The sequence below is a fragment of the Mesorhizobium sp. P2_B11 genome, assembly GCF_056404855.1.
In genome coordinates this window covers 818,478-837,935 of sequence record NZ_JBFUDF010000002.1, presented here as the reverse complement: position 1 = coordinate 837,935, position 19,458 = coordinate 818,478, and the positions used below count along the sequence as shown (strand labels likewise).

Annotated in this window: 19 protein-coding genes and 1 tRNA gene; 9 read left to right on the top strand and 11 right to left on the bottom strand. The window is 63.6% G+C overall.

Annotated elements, in window-relative coordinates; all coding sequences use genetic code 11:
• The first annotated feature begins 3 nt into the window (after positions 1 to 3).
• The gene (locus AC1DYJ_RS08305) at positions 4 to 675 is read left to right on the top strand and encodes a hypothetical protein (protein ID WP_477283528.1); all 672 of its coding nucleotides are present in this window, start codon (positions 4 to 6) and stop codon (positions 673 to 675) included.
• A gap of 5 nt (positions 676 to 680) precedes the next feature.
• Here the strand turns inward: AC1DYJ_RS08305 and AC1DYJ_RS08300 are convergent, their stop codons facing one another.
• The 4 genes from AC1DYJ_RS08300 to AC1DYJ_RS08285 form a co-directional block, all read right to left on the bottom strand.
• Positions 681 to 1,706 (bottom strand): esterase-like activity of phytase family protein, encoded by a 1,026-nt coding sequence (locus AC1DYJ_RS08300; RefSeq protein ID WP_477283529.1) that lies wholly within the window; start codon positions 1,704 to 1,706, stop codon positions 681 to 683.
• Entirely contained in the window at positions 1,703 to 3,601 is a 1,899-nt protein-coding gene (cobT, locus tag AC1DYJ_RS08295; protein WP_477283531.1) for a cobaltochelatase subunit CobT, read from the bottom strand. Before cobT ends, AC1DYJ_RS08300 begins: the two co-directional genes overlap by 4 nt.
• A gap of 11 nt (positions 3,602 to 3,612) precedes the next feature.
• Entirely contained in the window at positions 3,613 to 4,599 is a 987-nt protein-coding gene (cobS, locus tag AC1DYJ_RS08290; protein WP_023670677.1) for a cobaltochelatase subunit CobS, read from the bottom strand.
• A gap of 123 nt (positions 4,600 to 4,722) precedes the next feature.
• A complete protein-coding gene (locus AC1DYJ_RS08285; protein WP_477283533.1) occupies positions 4,723 to 5,352 on the bottom strand; it encodes a J domain-containing protein in 630 nt (209 codons plus the stop codon).
• A gap of 168 nt (positions 5,353 to 5,520) precedes the next feature.
• Between AC1DYJ_RS08285 and AC1DYJ_RS08280 the strand changes: the two genes are divergently transcribed.
• Positions 5,521 to 5,823 (top strand): BolA family protein, encoded by a 303-nt coding sequence (locus tag AC1DYJ_RS08280; RefSeq protein WP_477283535.1) that lies wholly within the window; start codon positions 5,521 to 5,523, stop codon positions 5,821 to 5,823.
• A gap of 6 nt (positions 5,824 to 5,829) precedes the next feature.
• Here the strand turns inward: AC1DYJ_RS08280 and AC1DYJ_RS08275 are convergent, their stop codons facing one another.
• From AC1DYJ_RS08275 to AC1DYJ_RS08255, 5 genes are all read right to left on the bottom strand, one after another.
• Positions 5,830 to 7,383 carry an acetolactate synthase large subunit gene (locus tag AC1DYJ_RS08275; protein ID WP_477283537.1) on the bottom strand — a complete coding sequence of 518 codons (1,554 nt, stop codon included), beginning with the start codon at positions 7,381 to 7,383 and terminating at the stop codon, positions 5,830 to 5,832.
• Between the two features lie 175 nt (positions 7,384 to 7,558).
• Positions 7,559 to 8,359, bottom strand: a complete 801-nt coding sequence (locus tag AC1DYJ_RS08270) for an alpha/beta hydrolase (protein ID WP_477426019.1) — start codon at positions 8,357 to 8,359, stop codon at positions 7,559 to 7,561.
• Between the two features lie 375 nt (positions 8,360 to 8,734).
• Positions 8,735 to 9,625, bottom strand: a complete 891-nt coding sequence (locus AC1DYJ_RS08265; RefSeq protein WP_477283541.1) for an HlyC/CorC family transporter — start codon at positions 9,623 to 9,625, stop codon at positions 8,735 to 8,737.
• Position 9,626: 1 nt separating this feature from the next.
• Complete coding sequence (gene aroB / locus AC1DYJ_RS08260; protein ID WP_477283543.1) at positions 9,627 to 10,757, bottom strand: 3-dehydroquinate synthase; 1,131 nt, start codon at positions 10,755 to 10,757, stop codon at positions 9,627 to 9,629.
• On the bottom strand, positions 10,754 to 11,365 hold the full coding sequence (locus AC1DYJ_RS08255) for a shikimate kinase (RefSeq protein WP_477283545.1): 612 nt from the start codon (positions 11,363 to 11,365) through the stop codon (positions 10,754 to 10,756). Before AC1DYJ_RS08255 ends, aroB begins: the two co-directional genes overlap by 4 nt.
• Before the next feature lie 215 nt (positions 11,366 to 11,580).
• Between AC1DYJ_RS08255 and AC1DYJ_RS08250 the strand changes: the two genes are divergently transcribed.
• The 5 genes from AC1DYJ_RS08250 (at position 11,581) to AC1DYJ_RS08230 (ending at position 15,511) form a co-directional block, all read left to right on the top strand.
• Entirely contained in the window at positions 11,581 to 11,733 is a 153-nt protein-coding gene (locus AC1DYJ_RS08250) for a histidine kinase (protein WP_477283547.1), read from the top strand.
• A 43-nt stretch (positions 11,734 to 11,776) separates the two neighbouring features.
• Positions 11,777 to 12,688, top strand: a complete 912-nt coding sequence (locus AC1DYJ_RS08245) for a site-specific tyrosine recombinase XerD (protein WP_477283549.1) — start codon at positions 11,777 to 11,779, stop codon at positions 12,686 to 12,688.
• Positions 12,689 to 12,786: 98 nt separating this feature from the next.
• Entirely contained in the window at positions 12,787 to 13,737 is a 951-nt protein-coding gene (locus AC1DYJ_RS08240) for an acetyl-CoA carboxylase carboxyltransferase subunit alpha (RefSeq protein ID WP_477283551.1), read from the top strand.
• A 240-nt stretch (positions 13,738 to 13,977) separates the two neighbouring features.
• Complete coding sequence (locus AC1DYJ_RS08235; protein WP_477283553.1) at positions 13,978 to 15,273, top strand: L,D-transpeptidase family protein; 1,296 nt, start codon at positions 13,978 to 13,980, stop codon at positions 15,271 to 15,273.
• A gap of 4 nt (positions 15,274 to 15,277) precedes the next feature.
• Positions 15,278 to 15,511, top strand: a complete 234-nt coding sequence (locus AC1DYJ_RS08230; RefSeq protein WP_477283554.1) for a sulfurtransferase TusA family protein — start codon at positions 15,278 to 15,280, stop codon at positions 15,509 to 15,511.
• A 15-nt stretch (positions 15,512 to 15,526) separates the two neighbouring features.
• Here AC1DYJ_RS08230 and AC1DYJ_RS08225 read toward each other — a convergent pair whose 3' ends face one another.
• Positions 15,527 to 16,648, bottom strand: a complete 1,122-nt coding sequence (locus tag AC1DYJ_RS08225; protein WP_477283556.1) for a CobW family GTP-binding protein — start codon at positions 16,646 to 16,648, stop codon at positions 15,527 to 15,529.
• A 4-nt stretch (positions 16,649 to 16,652) separates the two neighbouring features.
• Complete coding sequence (locus tag AC1DYJ_RS08220; RefSeq protein ID WP_477283558.1) at positions 16,653 to 17,825, bottom strand: D-alanyl-D-alanine carboxypeptidase family protein; 1,173 nt, start codon at positions 17,823 to 17,825, stop codon at positions 16,653 to 16,655.
• 234 nt (positions 17,826 to 18,059) lie between these two features.
• Here AC1DYJ_RS08220 and AC1DYJ_RS08215 point away from each other — a divergent pair, with 234 nt between their 5' ends.
• Complete coding sequence (locus AC1DYJ_RS08215) at positions 18,060 to 19,223, top strand: M20 aminoacylase family protein (RefSeq protein WP_477283560.1); 1,164 nt, start codon at positions 18,060 to 18,062, stop codon at positions 19,221 to 19,223.
• 107 nt (positions 19,224 to 19,330) lie between these two features.
• Positions 19,331 to 19,407: transfer RNA gene (locus tag AC1DYJ_RS08210), tRNA-Arg, on the top strand.
• The last annotated feature ends 51 nt before the right edge of the window (positions 19,408 to 19,458 follow it).

Below are 19,458 nucleotides of genomic sequence, written 5' to 3'. Positions count from 1 at the left end.
GCTGTGATCCCCTGGGTCCAGCTCGACTCGGCCAAAACGCCTGACGGCGGGCAAGAACTGCGCCTCAAGCAGCGCGGCAGCGAATTCTCGATCATGCTCGGCACCAACGAGCTGATGAACAGCCGCCTCAGCGGTTCCGAGGAAGCGCTGGCAAAACTCTCCTGCGACAGGATTGCTGGACACAGCCGACCGAAAATCCTGATCGGCGGCCTCGGCATGGGCTTTACGCTGCGCGCCGCCCTTGCCGAACTTGGCAATGACGCAGGCATCACCGTCGCCGAGCTTGTCCCGGCGGTCATTGCCTGGGCACGCGGCCCGATGGCAGCACTTTTCGCCGGCTCTCTCGACGATCCCCGTGTGATCGTCCGCGAGGCCGATGTCGGGCACATCATAAGATCCGACAAGGCGACCTGGGAGGCCATCCTGCTCGATGTCGACAATGGCCCCGAAGGCATCGTCTACAAGGCAAACGATGCCCTCTATGGCGCCGCCGGCCTCGGCGCGGCGCGTGCCGCGCTGAAGCCCGGCGGCGTGCTGGCGGTGTGGTCGCAGGGGCCTGACAGCGGCTTTACGCGGCGGCTGAAGCAGGCAGGTTTTGCGGTCGAGGAGGTCAAAGTGCGCGCGCATGGCAAACGCGGCGCGCGCCATGTCATCTGGATCGCGACCAATCCTTAGTACGTTCAATCCTTGTGCAGGATGAATTCCAGATAGAGGTTGCGCTGCAGGATCGAATGGTTGTCGTCCGAGATCAGCGACACCATCACCGCGCCGTCGTCGCGGGTCCAGACGTCGAGCCCTTCCATATTGTCGATCTGGTAGCCCATGTCGGCTTCCATCAGCACCGGTCCGTCGGCGACAGCGCCCTTCTCGACGCTTTCGCCATAGATGCGTCTGAGCCGCATCTTCACGCCGCCGGCCATCGAAAAGCTACGCTCCAGGAGCAGCAGGTCGCCATCCGGCAGGAAGGCGCCGTCGGTGATGTCGAAATCGCCATTGCGCTTGACGGTGAAGACGCCCTTGTGCGGCCCTTCGATAATGGCGGCATAGATGTTGCCGGCCTTGTCCAGGCTCTTTTCCGAGACAACGACCAGCCCGCCCTCGTGTTGGCCGTAAGGATTGGCATGGGTGACGGTCTCGAAGCCGCGGTTCTGCCGGAGCTCCCGGGCCGGAACCAGGAAGTTCAGCTGCTTGAACGGCGCCTTCATATTGTCGGGATCGATCTTGAACTGGGCGACGCGGTGGTTGCGCTCGAAGCCTACCGTGGCGATGCCGTCCTGGACGGCCAGGCCCTCGGCGTCGACCTGCCATTTCTTGTCGATCGGCCGGCCCTGCTCATCGACCATCTGCTGCATGCGGAAATTCTGGACGCCCGACGGTCGCTTGTCGGCATCGTGGGTGATGGTGCCAAAAAACCAGAAGCCGGTGTCGGCGACGCCGACGAAATCACCGCCAGGCTTGAGGAAGCGAAATGCGGACAGCGCGCCGAAATCGCGCGTCGGCGAGGTCATTTCCAGCCCACCGACAAATTCCAACGGCCCGAACTGTTTGTCGGTGCTGCCGATATGGAAGACGGTGATCGGCCGTGCCGAGACTTCGACCGGCTCGACCGCGTTCGGCCCGGCGGCGATAGCCGGCGTCAAAGCCAGACCGAGCAGCGCCGTTGCGGCGAAAAGCGTCTGCCGGAGGCAGGCTGGCAAAAGGATCATCCGGCGCGCCGATAGCCGCCGCGGCGTGTGTCGCGCGCGTTTTCCTCGGCAAACAGCGAGGCCAGTTGCTCGGTCATGGCGCCGGCCAGTTCCTCGGCATCGACGATGGTGACGGCGCGGCGGTAGTAGCGGGTGACGTCGTGACCGATGCCGATGGCCAAAAGCTCCACCGGCGAGCGCGTCTCGATCAGTTCGATGACGGCGCGCAGATGGCGCTCGAGATAATTGCCCGGATTGACCGACAGCGTCGAGTCGTCGACCGGCGCGCCGTCCGAGATCATCATCAGGATCTTGCGCTGTTCGGGCCGGGCGATCAGCCGGTTGTGCGCCCACAACAGCGCCTCGCCGTCGATGTTTTCCTTGAGCAGGCCCTCGCGCATCATCAGGCCGAGATTGCGCCGGGCGCGCCGCCACGGGTGGTCGGCGGACTTGTAGATGATGTGGCGCAGGTCGTTGAGCCGGCCAGGGTTCGGCGGCTTGCCGTCCTTCAGCCATTTTTCGCGCGCCTGGCCACCTTTCCACGCCCGCGTGGTGAAGCCGAGGATTTCCACCGAAACACCACAGCGCTCCAGCGTGCGCGCCAGAATGTCGGCGCAGGTGGCGGCGACCGTGATTGGCCGGCCGCGCATCGAGCCCGAATTGTCGAGCACCAGCGTCACCACCGTGTCGCGGAACTTGGTGTCGCGCTCCTGCTTGAACGACAGCGGCTGCATCGGGTCGATGACGACGCGCACCAGTCGTGCCGGATCGAGATAGCCTTCCTCGAGGTCGAAATCCCAGGAGCGGTTCTGCTGCGCCATCAAGCGCCGCTGCAAGCGGTTGGCGAGCCGCCCGACGACGCCGGAAAGATTGGCCAGCTGCTTGTCGAGGAAGGCGCGCAGCCGGTCGAGTTCTTCCTCTTCGCACAGCTCTTCCGCGCCGACCGTCTCGTCGAAGGCGGTGGTGAAGATCTTGTAGTCGATCTCTTTCGGCAGATTGGTGAAGGGGTTGTCGTTGCGGCGGGCTTCGCCCGGCGTCTCGGCATCCGCATCGTCATCGTCGGACAAATCGTCGGCGGTGGCGTCTGAGGCCTCCGTCTCGGATGACTGTTCGTCGTCGGCTGATGCCTCGGCATCCTCGGACTGCGACTGCTCGGAGCCGGAATCGTCTTCGCCGCCCTCCTCGCTCTGCTCCTCGCCCTGCGGCTGGTTCTCGTCATTGTCCTCGGAGTCTTCGGTCTCCTGGTCGTCGCCGAGTTCCTCGGCCATCTCCATGGACGCCAGCATCTCACGTACGACGCGAGCGAAGGCCTGCTGATCGCCGAGCTTGGCCGACAGTCCGTCGAGATCGGCCTTGGCCTTCTCCTCGACCCAGGACCGCCAGAGTTCGACCAGCCGCTCGCCGCTCTTCGGGATCGGCCGTCCCGTCAGCTTCTCACGCACCATCAGCGCAAGCGCTTCCTCGATCGGCGCGTCTGCCTTGTCCCTGACGTCGACGAGATTGGCCTTGGCGTATTTGTCCTCCAGCATCGAGCCGATATTGTCGGCGACGCCCTGCATGGCGCGGCTGCCGATCGCCTCGACGCGGGCCTGTTCGACGGCGTCATAGATCGAGCGCGCCAGCTTGCCTTCCGGCGCCAGCTTGGTGTGGATGCGCTGATCGTGGCAGGCGCGCTTCAGCGCCATGGAATCGCCGAGACCGCGGGTGATGGCGATGTCCTCTTTCGAGGCTTTCTTCGGCAATTCCGGCAACCGGGCGCGGCTGCCGGCGAGTGCCGGTCGGTCCTTAGCGAAACCGACTTCAAGCTCCTTGTCGCCGGCAATGGCCCGCATGCAGACGGTGACGGCGCGCTTGAAGCTGTCGGCCTCAGACCCCGTCTTCGACTTGTTGCGCGTGTTGTCGCCCGGACCCGCCATTGAGGCTCTGCTTAGCCCAGCACCACGTTGGCGGCGCTCTCGGGCAGATCCTCGCCGAAGGCGCGCTGGTAGAACTCGGCCACCACCGAGCGTTCCAGTTCGTCGCACTTATTGAGGAAGGTCAGCCGGAACGCCATGCCGATATTGCCGAAGATCTCGGCATTTTCGGCCCAGGTGATGACAGTACGCGGGCTCATCACCGTCGACAGATCGCCGTTGATGAAGGCCGAGCGCGTCATGTCGGCGACACGCACCATCTTGTTGACGATATCCTTGCCCTTGCCGTCGCGATAGTGCTTGGCCTTGGCCAGAACGATGTTCACTTCATTGTCATGCGGCAGATAGTTCAGCGTCGTGACGATCGACCAGCGATCCATTTGTGCCTGGTTGATCTGCTGCGTGCCGTGATAGAGGCCGGTGGTGTCGCCGAGGCCGACCGTGTTGGCGGTCGAAAACAGCCGGAACGCCGGATGCGGACGGATAACCCGGCTCTGGTCGAGCAGCGTCAGCCGGCCCGACGATTCGAGCACGCGCTGGATGACGAACATCACGTCCGGGCGGCCGGCGTCATATTCGTCGAAGCACAGCGCGACATTGTGCTGGTAGGCCCAGGGCAGGATGCCGTCGCGGAATTCGGTGATCTGCAAGCCGTCCTTGACGACGATGGCGTCCTTGCCGACGAGGTCGATACGGCTGACATGGCTGTCGAGGTTGACGCGCACGCAAGGCCAGTTGAGGCGGGCGGCGACCTGTTCGATATGGGTCGACTTGCCGGTGCCGTGATAGCCCGACACCATGACGCGGCGGTTGTAGGCAAAGCCGGCGAGGATGGCCAGCGTCGTCGCCTTGTCGAACAAATAGTCCGGATCGATGTCCGGCACATGCTCCGATGTCACCGAATAGGCCGGCACCACCATTTTGGACTCGAAGCCGAATTTGTCCTTCACCGAGACTGTCGTGTCGGGCAAATTGGCGATGTCGCGATCGACCTTGTTCATCTCTATCCACGTCTCCACGGGCGAAATGCCTCATTTCGCCGGCAATCGATTTTGTCCGGGGGCGGTCTTAGAGCCTTTTCCACCCTTATGAAAGTTGGAAAACGACACGAACCGTTGGGTCGCTCAGCACAAACCCGCCTGCTTGAGCACGCGATAGGCCTGCAGCACATCGCGGAACCGATCTTCCGAACCTCTGTCGCCGCCATTCGCATCCGGATGGTGACGCTTCACAAGTTCCTTATAGCGCGCCTTGATATCCTTGCCAGTCGCCTTTGTATCAAGGCCAAGCGTTTCCAGCGCCTTGGCCTCAAGCGGCTTAGCCTTGCGTTCGCGCGCCTCGCGCGGGTCTTTCGGCCCCTTGAACAGGTCGAAAGGGTCGCGCATGCGGTTGTAATAGCCGGCGCGGCCGGAGCGCATCTGCGCCATATCGGGCGAGGAGCGAGTCGAGGCGCCGGCCAGGCCCATCTTCCAGGTCGGCCGGTGGCCGGTCATCGCTTCCTTCTGGAAGCGGGCGACCTCGGTATCCGGCACGCCGGAGAAGTAGTTGAAACCCTTGTTGTATTCGCGCACATGGTCGAAGCAGAACTGAAAGTACTCGCCTTCCTTCATGCGGCCGACCGGTGCGCGATGGGTGCCGGCCTCCTTGCAGCCGTCCCACTGGCAGATCGGCGAGCGCGATTTCAGCTCCGCGTCCTTTTCGGGACGGATCCGAATCTTCTCGAAATATTTGGGGTACGGTTTCATCTCACCCATTTATGGGCTGTTCGCACGTGCGAAACAAGAATTGACATTTTCGCGATGATCGCTCTAACCGCTGAATCGCGGCATAAAGCAGGGCGAATGGTGATTTTTGAGGCGGCCCGGCGAGATCGATCCCGATTTCCCGATCACGCCATGCAGATATGGTGAAGGGAGACCGCGATGTCCATACAGGCGACGATGGAAGACAAGCTGAACAAGGCGTTTTCGCCGGAGCGGCTGGTGATCGTCAATGAAAGCCATCTTCATGCCGGTCATCACCACCATGGCTCCGACCATCACGGCGCCTATGACGGCACCGGCGAGACGCATTTTCGCGTTCGCATCGTCTCGCCCGTCTTTGCCGGCATGAGCCGCATCAACCGCCACCGTGCCGTCAACGAATTGTTGGCGGCTGAGTTGCAAGCCGGCGTTCATGCGCTGGCCATCGAACCTGCGGCACCCGGCGAAAAGACCCGCTGGTAGGCCGTCTCAGATCACCGCTTCGATCAGAAACGGTCCGGGCCTCGAGAGTGCGCTGTCGAGCAGCGCGTCGAAGCGCTCGCACGTGTCGGCGCGGGCCGCTTCCACACCCATGCCGTTGGCCAGCGCAACCCAGTCCAGCGCCGGGTGGTCGAGATCGAGCATGCGTCTGGCGTTCTCGCCGATCGCATTGACGCCGACATTCTTCATCTCGCCATGCAGGATGGCGTAGGTCCGGTTGGAAAAGATGATCGTGACCACATCGAGCTTTTCCCTGGCCTGCGTCCACAGGCCCTGCACCGTATACATCCCACTGCCGTCAGCTTCGAGATTGATCACCTTGCGGTCCGGGCAGGCAATCGCCGCCCCGGTCGCCATCGGAATGCCGCCGCCGATCGATCCGCCAGTGCCCATCATGTAATCGTGCGGCGCCGCATAGGCCGACAGTGCGAAGAACCGCCTCGCCGAGGTGACCGCTTCGTCGCAGACGATGGCATTCGCGGGCAGTTTGCGCGCCACCGAAAGAGCGATCGCGTCGTCCGTCAGTGTTCCGCTCGGCGTCGGTTCGTCTGGAAAGGCTGTTGCGGCGGTGAATTGCTGCGTCGGCCTGATACCAAGCTCGTCGGCAAGCTCCTCCAGCGCCGCCTTCAGATCCTGGCCATGCGCCGCCAGCGAAAGCACCTGACAATCGTCCCGGACCAGCCGTCCCGGCTTGCCCGGATAGGCAAAGAAGGCGACTGGCTCCTTGGCGCCAACCAGCACCAACACGTCGATATCCGTGAGCGTGGCCGTCGCAGCATCGACCGGATAGGGAATGCGTGTCGGCGCGAACCGCCCGCGACCGCGCTGCATGCGGGCAATCAGCACCTCGCTGAACAGGCTGACATGGCCAGCCGCCGCGATTTTCCCAGCAATTTCAAGCGCATCGGCCCGCGCTGCCAGCCCGCGCACGACCATACCGACGCGGCCCGGACGGGCACGGATCGCTTCAGCGACCTTGCGCACGGCATCTCTATCGACGGCGGGCGGCGGCGCCAGCTTGACCTTACCAGGCGAAACCGCGTCGACCTCGCCCCAGGCGGCATCCGCCGGCAGGATCAGCGTCGTGACGCCAGGTGGTGTCAGCGAAGCACGGAAAGCCGCCTCCGCGGCAGGTGCGATGTCGGCCGGACCCTTGACGCGGCCAACCCAGTTCGACATCGGCGCCGCCAAGCCTTCGATATCGCTGGTCAGCGGCGCATCGAGCGGCAAATGGTAGGAGGCGTGGTCGCCGACAATGTTGATCATCGGGCTGCGCGCGCGCCTTGCGTTGTGCATGTTGGCAAGGCCATTGGCCAGACCCGGTCCGGTATGCAGCAGCGTCGCCGCAGGGCGGTCTGTCATGCGCGCATAGCCGTCGGCGGCACCCGTCACCACGCCTTCGAACAGGCCGAGCACGCAACGCATCTGAGGCTTGCGATCCAAGGCAGCGACGAAATGCATTTCTGAGGTACCGGGATTGGCGAAGCAGACCGTGACGTCATTGGCCAGCAGCACGTCACACAGCAGGTCGGCGCCATTCATGAAAATTCTCTCCCGTCGACAGTCAGGAGCAATTCCAGGAAAAGTGGGAAGCGGTTTTCCGCCCGGAATTGCGTCTAAACAAACAGATTGTGCAATAGCACCTGCAAGTGCCGACGCGGCAATATCCCGCCGGCGCTTTTGGTCTGATCCAGGACTTCTCGCGGGGGTTAGGCGACTAGGCGACCGTCGATTTCAGGAACGCCAGGGCGGCGGCGGTCAAAGCATCGCCGTCTTCACCAAAGTCATGATTGATCGACATATGCGTGTAGGCGCTGCCGTCGAACAGCGTCACCGCAGTGCCGGTGGCGCGCAGGCGCTCGGCAAAGGCCGTCGATTGCTCGTCGCGCCCATCGGCGCGCGAATAGGCGATGAAGGTCGGCGGATGCTTGCGCCCATCGACATAGCTGGCCGGCGACAGGGCTGCCCATTGCGTGGGGTCGGAAAAAACGCGGGCATAAGCCCGGACCATGCCGCCACTTTTCTCAAGTGCCACAAGGTCATAGGCCCTGGTGTCGTCGAGGATTAGCCCGGCAACCCCGGGCAGCCCGCCGCGCATGCCGGTCAGTGCGATCAGATGGCAGCCGGCCGAATGGCCCATGCCGACAATGCGGTTGGGATCGCCGCCATGCTCGGCGATGTTGGCCCTGACATAGGCATATGCCTTTTCGACATCGCCGGCCTGGGTGGCGACATCGGCTTCGGGCAGCATGCGATAGTCGATGGAGACGAAGCAGAAGCCGTTGGCGAGCAGAAAGGCCGGCTTGGCGCCGACCTGGCTGCGTTTGCCGAACTGCCAGGTGCCGCCATGGACGAAAAACACCACCGGCAGGCCGCTGGCGCCCTCGGGCGCATAGATGTCGAGCTTGGCCGGTCCGTAGTCGAATGTCTGGGGAGACGACCGCTCCGAGGCTGCGAAGGCGCCCGTCGGCAGAAAAGCTGCCGTGGAAGCCAACAGCAATGTTCGCCTGTCGATCATTATCATCTCCTACTCGCCCGTCGCAGAATGCATCGTGACGCCGCGGAGTTCCAATGAAGGATTGGTAACCTAGGTCCTCGGCACGGAAGTTGGATGGGGTCGCATCCCTTGGCGATTGGCCGTCGCGCCCCATCGCTTCGTCATCCTGGGGCGTAGCAAGGAGCGAAGCGACGCAGCGAAGACCCCGGGATCCATGCCGGGACTCCTGAGCGATGCCACGGTGCAGAATTCTGCTCCGCTGCACCTTACGGCAAACGTCACGGCATGGATCCTCGGGTCTTCGCGACGCCGCTTCGCGGCTGCTCCGCCCGTGGATGACGAAGTTAAGGGCTGCGCCAATCCCAAGTGCGCCTATGGTGGCGCTGGTCGCCGTAGTTAGGCGTCGCCCGCCGGCCTGATCCTGATCCTGGCGATCCGGTTCTTGTCGCGCTTCATCACCACGAAGCGCTTGCCGTGGAAGGTAAAGGCCTGTTTTTCCTCGGGGATCGACTGCGTCTCGTGGATGACCAGGCCGGCAATGGTGGTGGCTTCCTCGTCCGGCAGGTTCCAGTCGAGCGCCCGGTTGAGATCGCGGATCGGGACGGTGCCATCGACCACAACGGAGCCGTCGGCCTCCTGCTTGACGCCCTGAATGTCGACATCGTGCTCGTCGGCGATCTCGCCGACGATCTCCTCGATAATGTCCTCCAGCGTCACCAGTCCTTCGACCTCGCCGTACTCGTCGACGACGATGGCGAAATGCGCCTTGGCGCGCAGGAAGGCGTTGAGCTGTTCCTGCAAGGTCGTGGTGTCGGGCACGAACCACGGCTTCGACGCGATCTTCATCACGTCGATTTTGGTAAAATCGTTGCCGACCTCGTTCAGCGCCCGCAGCAAATCCTTGGCGTGCAGCACGCCGACAATGTTGTCGAGCGAGCCCTTCCATAGCGGCATGCGGGTGTGTGGGCTCTGCAGGATCTCACGCACCACGGCTTCCGGCGCATTGTCGGCATTGACCGAGCGCATATTGGTGCGATGGACCATGATGTCGGAGACTTCGAGCTCGTCAAGGTCGAACAGGCCGCCGACACGGTCGCGCTCCTCGCGCACCATCTGGCCGTCACGGCGGAAATCGTCGACCGCGCCGCGCAACTCGTCCTGGGTCGAGCGCTGCGGCTCGATGCGCGACAGCTCGTAGCCGAACAGGGCAAGCAGGCGCGTGCGCACGGACATGAAAAACAGGATGAGGATGGCGAGGACGGCGACAACGATCCAGCCGGTATCCATCTCAGCCGGCTTTCCTGCTGGCCGGATGATTTTCCCTGAGGAAGGACAGCACTTCCGACGCCGGCACGTCCTTGGCGATAAAAGCCTGGCCGATGCCGCGCGTCAGGATGAAGGTCAGCGCGCCGCGCGACACTTTCTTGTCCTGGGTGATGAAGCCAAGCAGCGCCTCGGCGTCGGGCAGTTCACCAGGGATGTCGGACATCCGCCACGGCAGGCCGACGGCACGAAGATGCGCCTCGACCCGTGCCGCGTCATCCGGGCTCGCCAGATTGAGCCGCGCGGAGAACCGGTGCGCCAGCGCCATGCCGATGGCGACGCCTTCGCCATGGACGAGACGGGAGCCGTCATACTGTGTGGCCCCTTCCAGCGCATGGCCGAATGTGTGGCCGAGGTTGAGCAGCGCGCGGTCGCCGGTTTCGAACTCGTCGCGGGCGACGACATCGGCCTTGGCGCGGCAGGCTTCTGCGATGGCCTCAGCCCGCTCCGCACCGCCGGCGAATACTTTTGTCCAGTTCTCTTCCAGCCAGGCGAAAAACGCCGGCCGGTCGATCAGCCCGTATTTGGCGAGTTCGGCATAGCCGGCGCGAAATTCACGGATCGGCAGCGTGTCGAGCACTTCGGTGTCGGCCAGCACCAGCTTCGGCTGGTGGAAGACGCCGACCAAATTCTTGCCGCGCGGGCTGTTGATGCCGGTCTTGCCGCCGACCGAGGAATCGACCTGCGCCAGCAGCGATGTCGGGATCTGCACGAAATTCATGCCGCGGCGCACAATGCCGGAGGCGAAGCCGGTGAGGTCGCCTATGACCCCGCCGCCGAGCGCGATGACGACGTCGCCGCGCTCGAGTTTCGCGGCAAGCACGCCGTCGACCACCTCTTCGAGATGGGCAAAGCTCTTGGTCTTTTCACCGGCCGGCAAGGTGATGACCGCCGGCTGGATGCCGCCTTTTTCGAGGCCAGCCTTCAGCGCTTCGAGATGTACCGACGCTACATTGTTGTCGGTGACCACGGCTGCCCTCGTGCCCGGCAACCGGCGCGATATCTCGGCGCCGGCACGCGCCAGAAGGCCGGGGCCGATCAGGATGTCATAGGCGCGCTCGCCAAGACCGACCTCGACTATGACTGGTTCGCTCATGGCCTCACCTCGTCCGGCGCCGTGGTGACAGGAATGCCAAAATGCCCGCACAGCGAGTCGACGACCTCGGCCGCAATGACCTCCTTGCGGTCGTCGCGCGTCGGCACTGTGACGTCGGACGTGGCATAGACCGGATAGCGTTCGTCCATCAACCGCTCCAGCACGGCGCGCGGATCGGGGCTTTTGAGCAAGGGCCGGTTCTGCTTCTTGGAGACGCGCTCCATCAGCAGATCGAGCTCGGCCTTCAGCCACACCGAAACACCATGCGACGCGATCGCCTCACGCGTCTGCGCATTCATGAACGCGCCGCCACCGGTCGAAAGCACCTGCGGGCCGTGTTCCAACAGGCGCAGGATGACGCGCTGCTCCAGCGCCCGGAATTCGATCTCGCCATAACGCTCGAACAGTTCCGGCACGGTCATGCGCGATACGCTTTCGATCTCCTGGTCGCTGTCGATGAACGGCAGCGACAGCATGGTCGCCACCTTGCGGCCGATCGCAGTCTTGCCGGCGCCCATCAGGCCGACAAAGACAATCGAACGACTGCCCAGACTGTCGAGCAGCGCGGCATGGCTCTCGCCAGGAGGATTTGGTGGTAACCCGTTCATGAGTCCATGCTGTTTTCAAGCCGTCTTTGCCGGCGTATCGACATCAAAAGCCCGTTTGCGTCAAGCATGGCGCCCTGGGCAGGTCCCGGAAAGTGCAGCGGTTTTCGCGTCGGGACCGGCGTCGAACAACACCCTTCGTCCTTGAATTGGCCGGATTGGCGTCCCATAAGGGCGCAGGGTTTGGAATCGCAGAACAAGAAGACGGGCGAAAATTGATGCCGACACTGTTCCGCTTTGTCGTGACGATGATGATTCTTGCCGGCATTGCCTATGGTACGATGGTGGCGCTGGCGATGTTCGTTGAGCCGAAACAAGCGGAAATCACCGTGCGCATTCCGCCGGAAAAGCTGAACCCCAAGAAGAACTGAACAACAAGAAAACTGACCCAAAAGCAGGCTGACTTCAGGAAAAATGAACAGCGCGGCTCGCATCGAAGCCTTTCTCGAAATGATGAGCGCCGAACGCGGTGCCGCCGAAAACACGCTGTCTTCCTATCGCCGCGATCTCGAAGATGCCTCGCAGCAGATTGGCGGCGGGCTTGCCGGTGCTGCCGCGGCCGACATCCGAGCCTATCTCGACGACATCGCCGCACGCGGTTTTGCGCCGACCTCGCAGGCGCGCAAACTGTCGGCGATCCGCCAGTTCTTCAAATTTCTCTATGCCGAGGGCCTGCGCGGCGACGACCCGACCGGCACGCTCGACAGCCCAAAAAAGGGCCGGCCGCTGCCCAAGACGATGAGCGAGGCCGATACCGGCCGGCTGCTCGACCGCGCAGCAATTGAGGCCGCCGATGAGGGCGACGGCGACCGGTTGGCGGCGCTGCGCCTGCACGCGCTGGTCGAAGTGCTCTATGCCACCGGCCTGCGCGTCTCCGAATTGGTCGGCCTGCCGGTGACCGTTGCCCAGCGCGACGACCGGTTCTTCATGGTGCGCGGCAAGGGCGACAAGGAGCGCATGGTGCCGCTGTCGGCCAAGGCGCGCACGGCGATGCGGGCCTGGCTCACGGCCCGGGCGACGGTGCCGGCTTTCGCCGACAGCCCGTTCCTGTTTCCGGCGGCCGGCGACAGCGGCTATCTCTCCCGGCAGGTCTTTGCCCGCGACCTGAAGGGCCTTGCGGCACGGGCCGGCATATCGGCGGTGAAAATATCGCCGCATGTGCTGCGCCATGCTTTTGCCAGCCATCTCTTGCAGAACGGCGCCGATCTCCGGGCGGTGCAGCAGCTGCTTGGCCATGCCGATATCTCGACCACGCAGATTTACACGCATGTGCTGGAGGAGCGGCTGGTGCGGCTGGTCAACGATCATCATCCGCTTGCCGACTAGGCCTCATATCGTTATGTGAGGGCGACGTTCCACCCCACGGCGCCCCGGTTTTCAGGTTCCGTCAGTCTTTGCCTTCCGACGCATCGGTCCGCTCAAGAATGTACAATTACCTCGATTTCGAAAAGCCGGTGCAGGACCTTGAACTCAAGATCCTTGAGCTGAAGAAGCTTGCCGAAAATGGCGAGGCGGTCGATGTCGGCGACGAAATCAGCCGGCTCGAGAAGCGCGTGCGCGACGCGCTGCGCGACATCTACAAGGCGCTGACGCCGTGGCAGAAGGTGCAGGTGGCGCGTCACACCGACCGGCCGCATTGCCTCGACTACATCAAGGGCCTGTTCAGCGATTTCACGCCGCTGGCCGGCGACCGCAATTTCGGCGAGGACCAGGCGATCATCGGCGGCTTCGCCCGCTTCCGCGGTGAACCGGTGGCCGTCATCGGCCAGGAAAAGGGTTCGGACACGGCGAGCCGGCTCAAGCATAATTTCGGTTCGGTGCGGCCAGAAGGCTACCGCAAGGCGGTACGGCTGATGGAGCTTGCCGACCGCTTCAAGATCCCGCTTCTGACGCTGGTCGACACCGCTGGCGCCTATCCCGGCGTCGGTGCGGAGGAACGCGGCCAGGCCGAAGCCATCGCGCGTTCGACCTCGGCCTGCCTCGGCCTCAAAGTGCCGTCCATCTCGGTCGTCATCGGCGAAGGCGGCTCGGGCGGCGCCATTGCGATTGCCACCGCCAACCGCGTCTACATGCTGGAACATGCCATCTATTCGGTGATCTCGCCCGAGGGCGCCGCCTCGATCCTGTGGCGCGACACCACGCGTTCGAAGGATGCGGCGACCAACATGAAGATCACCGCGCAGGATCTTCTGGAGATGAAGATCATCGACGCCATCATTCCCGAACCGCTCGGCGGCGCCCAGCGCGCCCCCGAAACGGTGATCGCCGCCACCGGCGACCTCATCGCCAAGACGATGAAGGAATTTGCTGGCGCCAACACCGATTTTCGCGAGCAGCGCCGCGAAAAATACCTGGCGATGGGCCGCAGCCTCTGATTTCAGGCCGGCCGCGGGCCGCAATGTGGCGTCAGCGAGCAATTTCGCCACAAAAATGCCGCCGCGTTCGGCTCAATGAAAACTCCGTGAGACGGAACGAATTGCCGCGGGGGAAGCCGCCCGGAGCTTGCGGTAAGGAATTTTCAAGGTTAACGGGCTTAGGGTTCGTGAAGGTTTAGTGTGCTGGCACTGCGGCTGCGAAGCTCCAGGTGCCCCGAGAAAAAAGACATAGCCGTAATCATGTTCGCCAAGCTTGCCCGCACCGGAATCCTGATCGCCGCCCTTGGCGTCGCCGGCTGCAACGATTCTTCGATGAAGGATTTCGCGCCGGAGGCCAACAAGCCGCTGCCGGACAAGATCCTCGCCGATATGAAGGCCAAGGGCATGGTCCGCACCTCGTCGGTGATGGCCCGCATCTTCAAGGAAGAGGGCAAGCTCGAGATCTGGAAGGCCAAGACCACCGGCCGCTACGAGATGGTCGCCAGCTACGACATCTGCAAATGGTCGGGCAAGCTCGGGCCGAAATACACCGAGGGCGACCGCCAGGCGCCGGAAGGTTTCTACACGGTTCGCCCGTCGCAGATGAACCCGCGCTCGAACTATCATCTGTCCTTCAACATCGGCTACCCCAACGCCTACGACAAGGCCAATGGCCGTACCGGCGCCAATCTGATGGTGCACGGCGCCTGCTCGTCGTCGGGCTGCTATTCGATGACCGATCCGCAGATCGAGCAGATCTACGCTTTCGGCCGCGACGCCTTCCAGGGCGGCCAGACCGAGTTCCAGATCCAGGCCTTCCCGTTCCGCATGACCGCCGCCAACATGGCGCGCTATCGCAACGACCCGAACTACGAGTTCTGGAAGATGCTGAAGGTCGGCTACGACAATTTCGAGATCACCAAGGTGCCGCCGAAGGTCGACGTCTGCGAGAAGCGCTATGTCTTCAACCAGGTGGCCCCCGAAGGCACAACCTTCAATCCGACCGGCGCCTGCCCTGCGACCACGCAGCCGGATTCGCTGAAGAGCGCCTACAACGCCTATCAGAGCAGCTATGACGCGGCCTTCACCGGCGCGGTCAAGGCCAGCGTGCCGGCGCCCAAGCCGACCATTGCCGGCATCAAGGAAGCCAGCATCGTTTCCGACTGGTCGAAGCGGCGCGCCCGCGGCGAGCGCGTGCCGATCGATCCGCCGTCGCTGAATTCCGACGGCACGGTGACCGAGACGGCGCGCATGGGCCGCATCGATTCGCCGGCCGGCCGCAAGATGGCCGCGCTCGACGCCGAGAAGGAAGCCAAGCGCAAGGCCGAGGAACAGCGGCTTGCGGCCATCGAGGCCGCGAAAGCCGCCAAGGCCCAGGCGCTGGCTGAAAAGGAAGCGGCCAAGGCTCAGGCGCTGGCCGATGCGGCCGCTGCCAAGCAGGCCGCCCAGCAGCCGGTCGCAACCGCCAGCGTCGAGGCGGCGCCTGCCGAGCCGCCGGCCGACGAAAGCCGGATGTCAAAGATCAAGAACAAGCTGCTCGGCATGTTCGGCGGCTGAGCTTTTGGCCAAACGCGCTTCCGTCTACGATCTCAAGGGGCTGAACTGCCCCCTGCCCGTTCTCAAAGCAAAAAAGCGCCTGGCGGCGATGCAGCCGGGCAGCCGGCTGTGGCTGGAGACCACCGACCCGCTGGCGGTCATCGACATCCCGGCTTTTTGCGCCGACGCCGGCCACCAGCTGGTTGAAACTGCGGCCGTCAGCGGCGGTCATCGTTTTCTTGTCGAGCGCGGCGCGTAGCGCCTTAGGCCTGCTCTAGCCTCCGGCAATCGCCAGCGGATTGTTCTCCAGCGCCGCACGATCGGGCGTGTCGATCGACGGCCGGTTGGTGAAGGCGACAAACAGCCGGCGCACATAGTCTTCCGGCATGTCGAGCGTGATCAGCACCAGCCTTGTGCCGCGCTGGCCGTCCGGCCAGGAAGGCAGCCGCGCCGGCGGATGCAGGATTTTCTGCACGCCATGGACGACCAGCGGCCGCGACGGGTCTTCCGCAAGCTCGATGACGCCCTTCATGCGCAAGAGCTTGTCGCCATGCGCCGAGCGCAGCAGGTCGAGGAACATCTCGATCGCCGAAAACGGCACCGGCCCGTCATGCACCAGCGAATAGGAGCGCACACGGGAATCGTGGCGATGCGCATGATCATGATCGCCGTGCCCATGCTGGCCGTGATGGTGGTCGCCGTGACCATGGTGGTGGTCATGGGCAGCTTCTTCGCCGAGCCAGCGCTGGACGTCGGCGGATTTGGTCGCCGGATTGTAGAGGCCGCAATCGAACAGCGCCGCGACGCCGGTTCCGCTATCGCCAGCTTCGAGCACCACGGCGCCCGGATTGAGCTGACGCAGCCGCGCCCGCAGGGCCTCGAGATCGGCGGGATCGCCTGCCAGATCGACCTTGGTCAGCACGATGCGGTCTGCCACCGCCACCTGCTTGACCGCCTCGACGTGAACGTCGAGCGTGGCATTGCCGTTGACCGCGTCGACCAGCGTGATGACGCCGTCGAGCCTGAACGCCTGGACAAGGGCTGGATGCGCCATGATCGACTGCAGCACCGGCGCCGGATCGGCGAGCCCTGTGGTTTCGACAACAACGCGGGCAAGGCGGGCGATGCGGCCAGTCTGCAGCCGGTCGACGAGGTCGGCCAGCGTGTCGACCAGTTCGCCGCGCACCGTGCAGCACAGGCAGCCATCGGACAGCTGGATGATGCCGTCGGAGGCCTGTTCGACCAAGAGATGGTCGATCGCCACGTCGCCGAATTCGTTGATGATGACGGCGGTGTCGACCAGCGCCGGGTCTTTGAGCAGCCGGTTGAGCAATGTCGTCTTGCCGGCGCCGAGGAAGCCGGTGAGCACCGTGACGGGTATCGGAAAGCCCGCCATCGCCCTAGTTCGCGGCCTTGACCGGCTGGTCGCCCTGGACCGGGGTTGCCGAACCCACCACGACCGGTTCCGACCCCTTTGGTGCCGGGATATCGGGCCGCCAGCTCGGCAGCGGCACATCGGCGAATTCCTGGCCGCCCTGGTCGAGCATCGCCTTCGGCGCCGGCCCGGTGGCGCCGCCAAGGCCGACGGCGACCAGCGTCGGCACGTGGTCCAGCTTTTCCTGATAGGGCGATTTCGGCACGTCCTTCGCGGCGACCGGCGGCGCCGCCTCGGACTGCTCTTCGGGCGCCTTCTTCTTGCAGATTTCGTCATGCATGTCGTTCACCGACATGGTGTCGCCATAGGAAGGCATGGCCGCGACCGTAAGCCAGTTCGGCTCGGGCGCGGCAAAACCCTGGTCGAGCAACTTAGCGGCTGTCTCGGCGCGGCTAACCGCCGATTTTTCGCCAAGCACGACAGCGACCAGCGTGCGGCCATTGCGCGTCGCCGAGCCGATCATGTTGAAGCCCGAGGGACAGACGAACCCGGTTTTCATGCCATCCGCGCCGGGATAGCGGCCGATCAGGAGATTGTAGTTGGGGAGCGCCTTCTTGCCGACGGCAAGGCCTTCTATCGAGAACCAGGGCGCGTATTGCGGGAATTCCTTGCGGATCGCCATCACCAGCAAGGCAAGGTCGCGCGCCGTCGTATACTGCTCCGGCGAAAACAGCCCGTTCGGGTTGACGAAATGCGTTCCGGTCATGCCGAGGCGCGCGGCTTCAGCGTTCATGCGATCGGCGAAGGCGGCCTGCGAGCCGCCTATATTCTCACCGATGGCCATGGCGATGTCGTTGGCCGATTTGACCAGCATCATCTTCAGCGCATTGTCGAGCCGCATCACCGAACCCGGCTTGAAGCCCATCTTGCTCGGCGGCTCGCCGGCCGAATGCTTGGTCACCTTGATCGGCGAATCAAGCTGGACCTCGCCGGCCGCAATCGCCCGGAAGGTGACATAGGCGGTCATCAGCTTGCTCAGCGAAGCCGGATACCAGCGGCTGAAGGCATCCTGATGCTGCAGGACCTTGCCGCTGTTCAGGTCGAACAGGACTATCGGATTGGCCGAAGCCGGCCCGGCCAGCATCGGCAGCGCCAAGGCGCCCGTTAGCAGTAATTTGAGGATATGGCTGTGCCGCATCATGGAATCCGAAATCGCCTCTTGCCGTAGTCGCCCCTGGCTCCGTAAGATTTCGTTACGCGATGGCCAGCATAATGAGATCCGGCCCTCAATTTCCGGATCACGTTGTTTGCGGTGCTATTTACCCTATGTGACGCCAAGATGGCAAAGTGCCAAGATGGCAAAGAGCTTGGCAATCGCAATTGCAAAAGCAGCAGGCCAGACCGTCTGCTCCAACAGCGAAATGGAACCATTATGCCGATTCTCAACCGCGCCGCCGAGATGCAGGATGAAGTTGCCGGCTGGCGACGTCATCTGCACCAGACGCCAGAACTGAATTTCGATGTCTTCAAGACCGCCGCCTTCGTCACCGAGAAGCTGAAGGAATTCGGCTGCGACGACGTGGTGACGGGCCTCGGCAAGACCGGCGTCGTCGGCATCATCCATGGCCGCAAGGGCGAAGGCGCGACCATAGGCTTGCGCGCCGACATGGACGCGCTGCCAATCAACGAGATCACCGGCAAGTCCTACGCCTCGACCGTTCCCGGCAAAATGCACGCCTGCGGCCATGACGGCCACACGGCAATGCTGCTGGGCGCCGCCAAGTACCTGACCGAAACGCGCAATTTCGCCGGTTCGGTGGCGGTCATCTTCCAGCCGGCCGAAGAAGGCGGCGGCGGCGGCAACGAGATGGTCAAGGACGGCATGATGGAGCGTTTCGACATTTCGAGGGTCTTCGGCATGCACAATATGCCCGGCCTGCCTGTCGGCCAGTTCGCCATCCGGCCGGGCCCGATCATGGCGGCGACGGCCGAGTTCACCATCACCGTCAAAGGCCGCGGCGGCCACGCGGCCATGCCGCACGGCACGATCGATCCGATCGTCATCACCAGCCAGCTTGTCGGCGCCTTGCAGACGGTTGCCTCGCGCAGCACCGACCCGGTCGAGGCCGTGGTGGTGTCGGTGACCAAGTTCCACGCCGGCGACGCCTACAACGTCATTCCCGAGACCGCCGAGATCGCCGGCACGGTGCGCACGCTGAAGAAGGAGATCGCCAAGAAGTCGGAGGAGCGCATCCGCGCCATCTGCGACGGCATTGCCATCGCTTTCGGCGCGACGATCACCGTCGATTATGACGCCAATTACCCCGTGACCTTCAACAATCCGGAAGAAACCGTCTTTGCCGGCGATGTTGCGGCAAACGTGGCCGGCGACACCCAAGTCCACCGCGCCATCCAGCCGGTGATGGGCGGAGAGGATTTCTCCTACATGCTGGAAGCCCGCCCCGGCGCCTTCATCTTCATCGGCAATGGCGAGACCGCCGGCCTCCACCACCCGGCCTACGACTTCAACGACGAAGTCATCCCGCACGGCATGAGCTACTGGGTGAAACTGGCCGAAACAGCGCTCGCCGCCTGACCTATGCCGCCAAGAGGCCGGTCGAGTTTCCTTCGGCCGGCCTCTTGATTTGCCTTCGGCGAGCCTCTTGGCGAAACGATCCGAAGCGGCTATGTGTCGGGCCGCGTGGTCCCGTAGCTCAGTAGGATAGAGCGGCAGATTCCTAATCTGTAGGTCACAGGTTCGATTCCTGTCGGGATCGCCATTCGGTAGGTAGACCGCATCCGCGAAGTTCAGGCCACCTGATCGCCGGCCG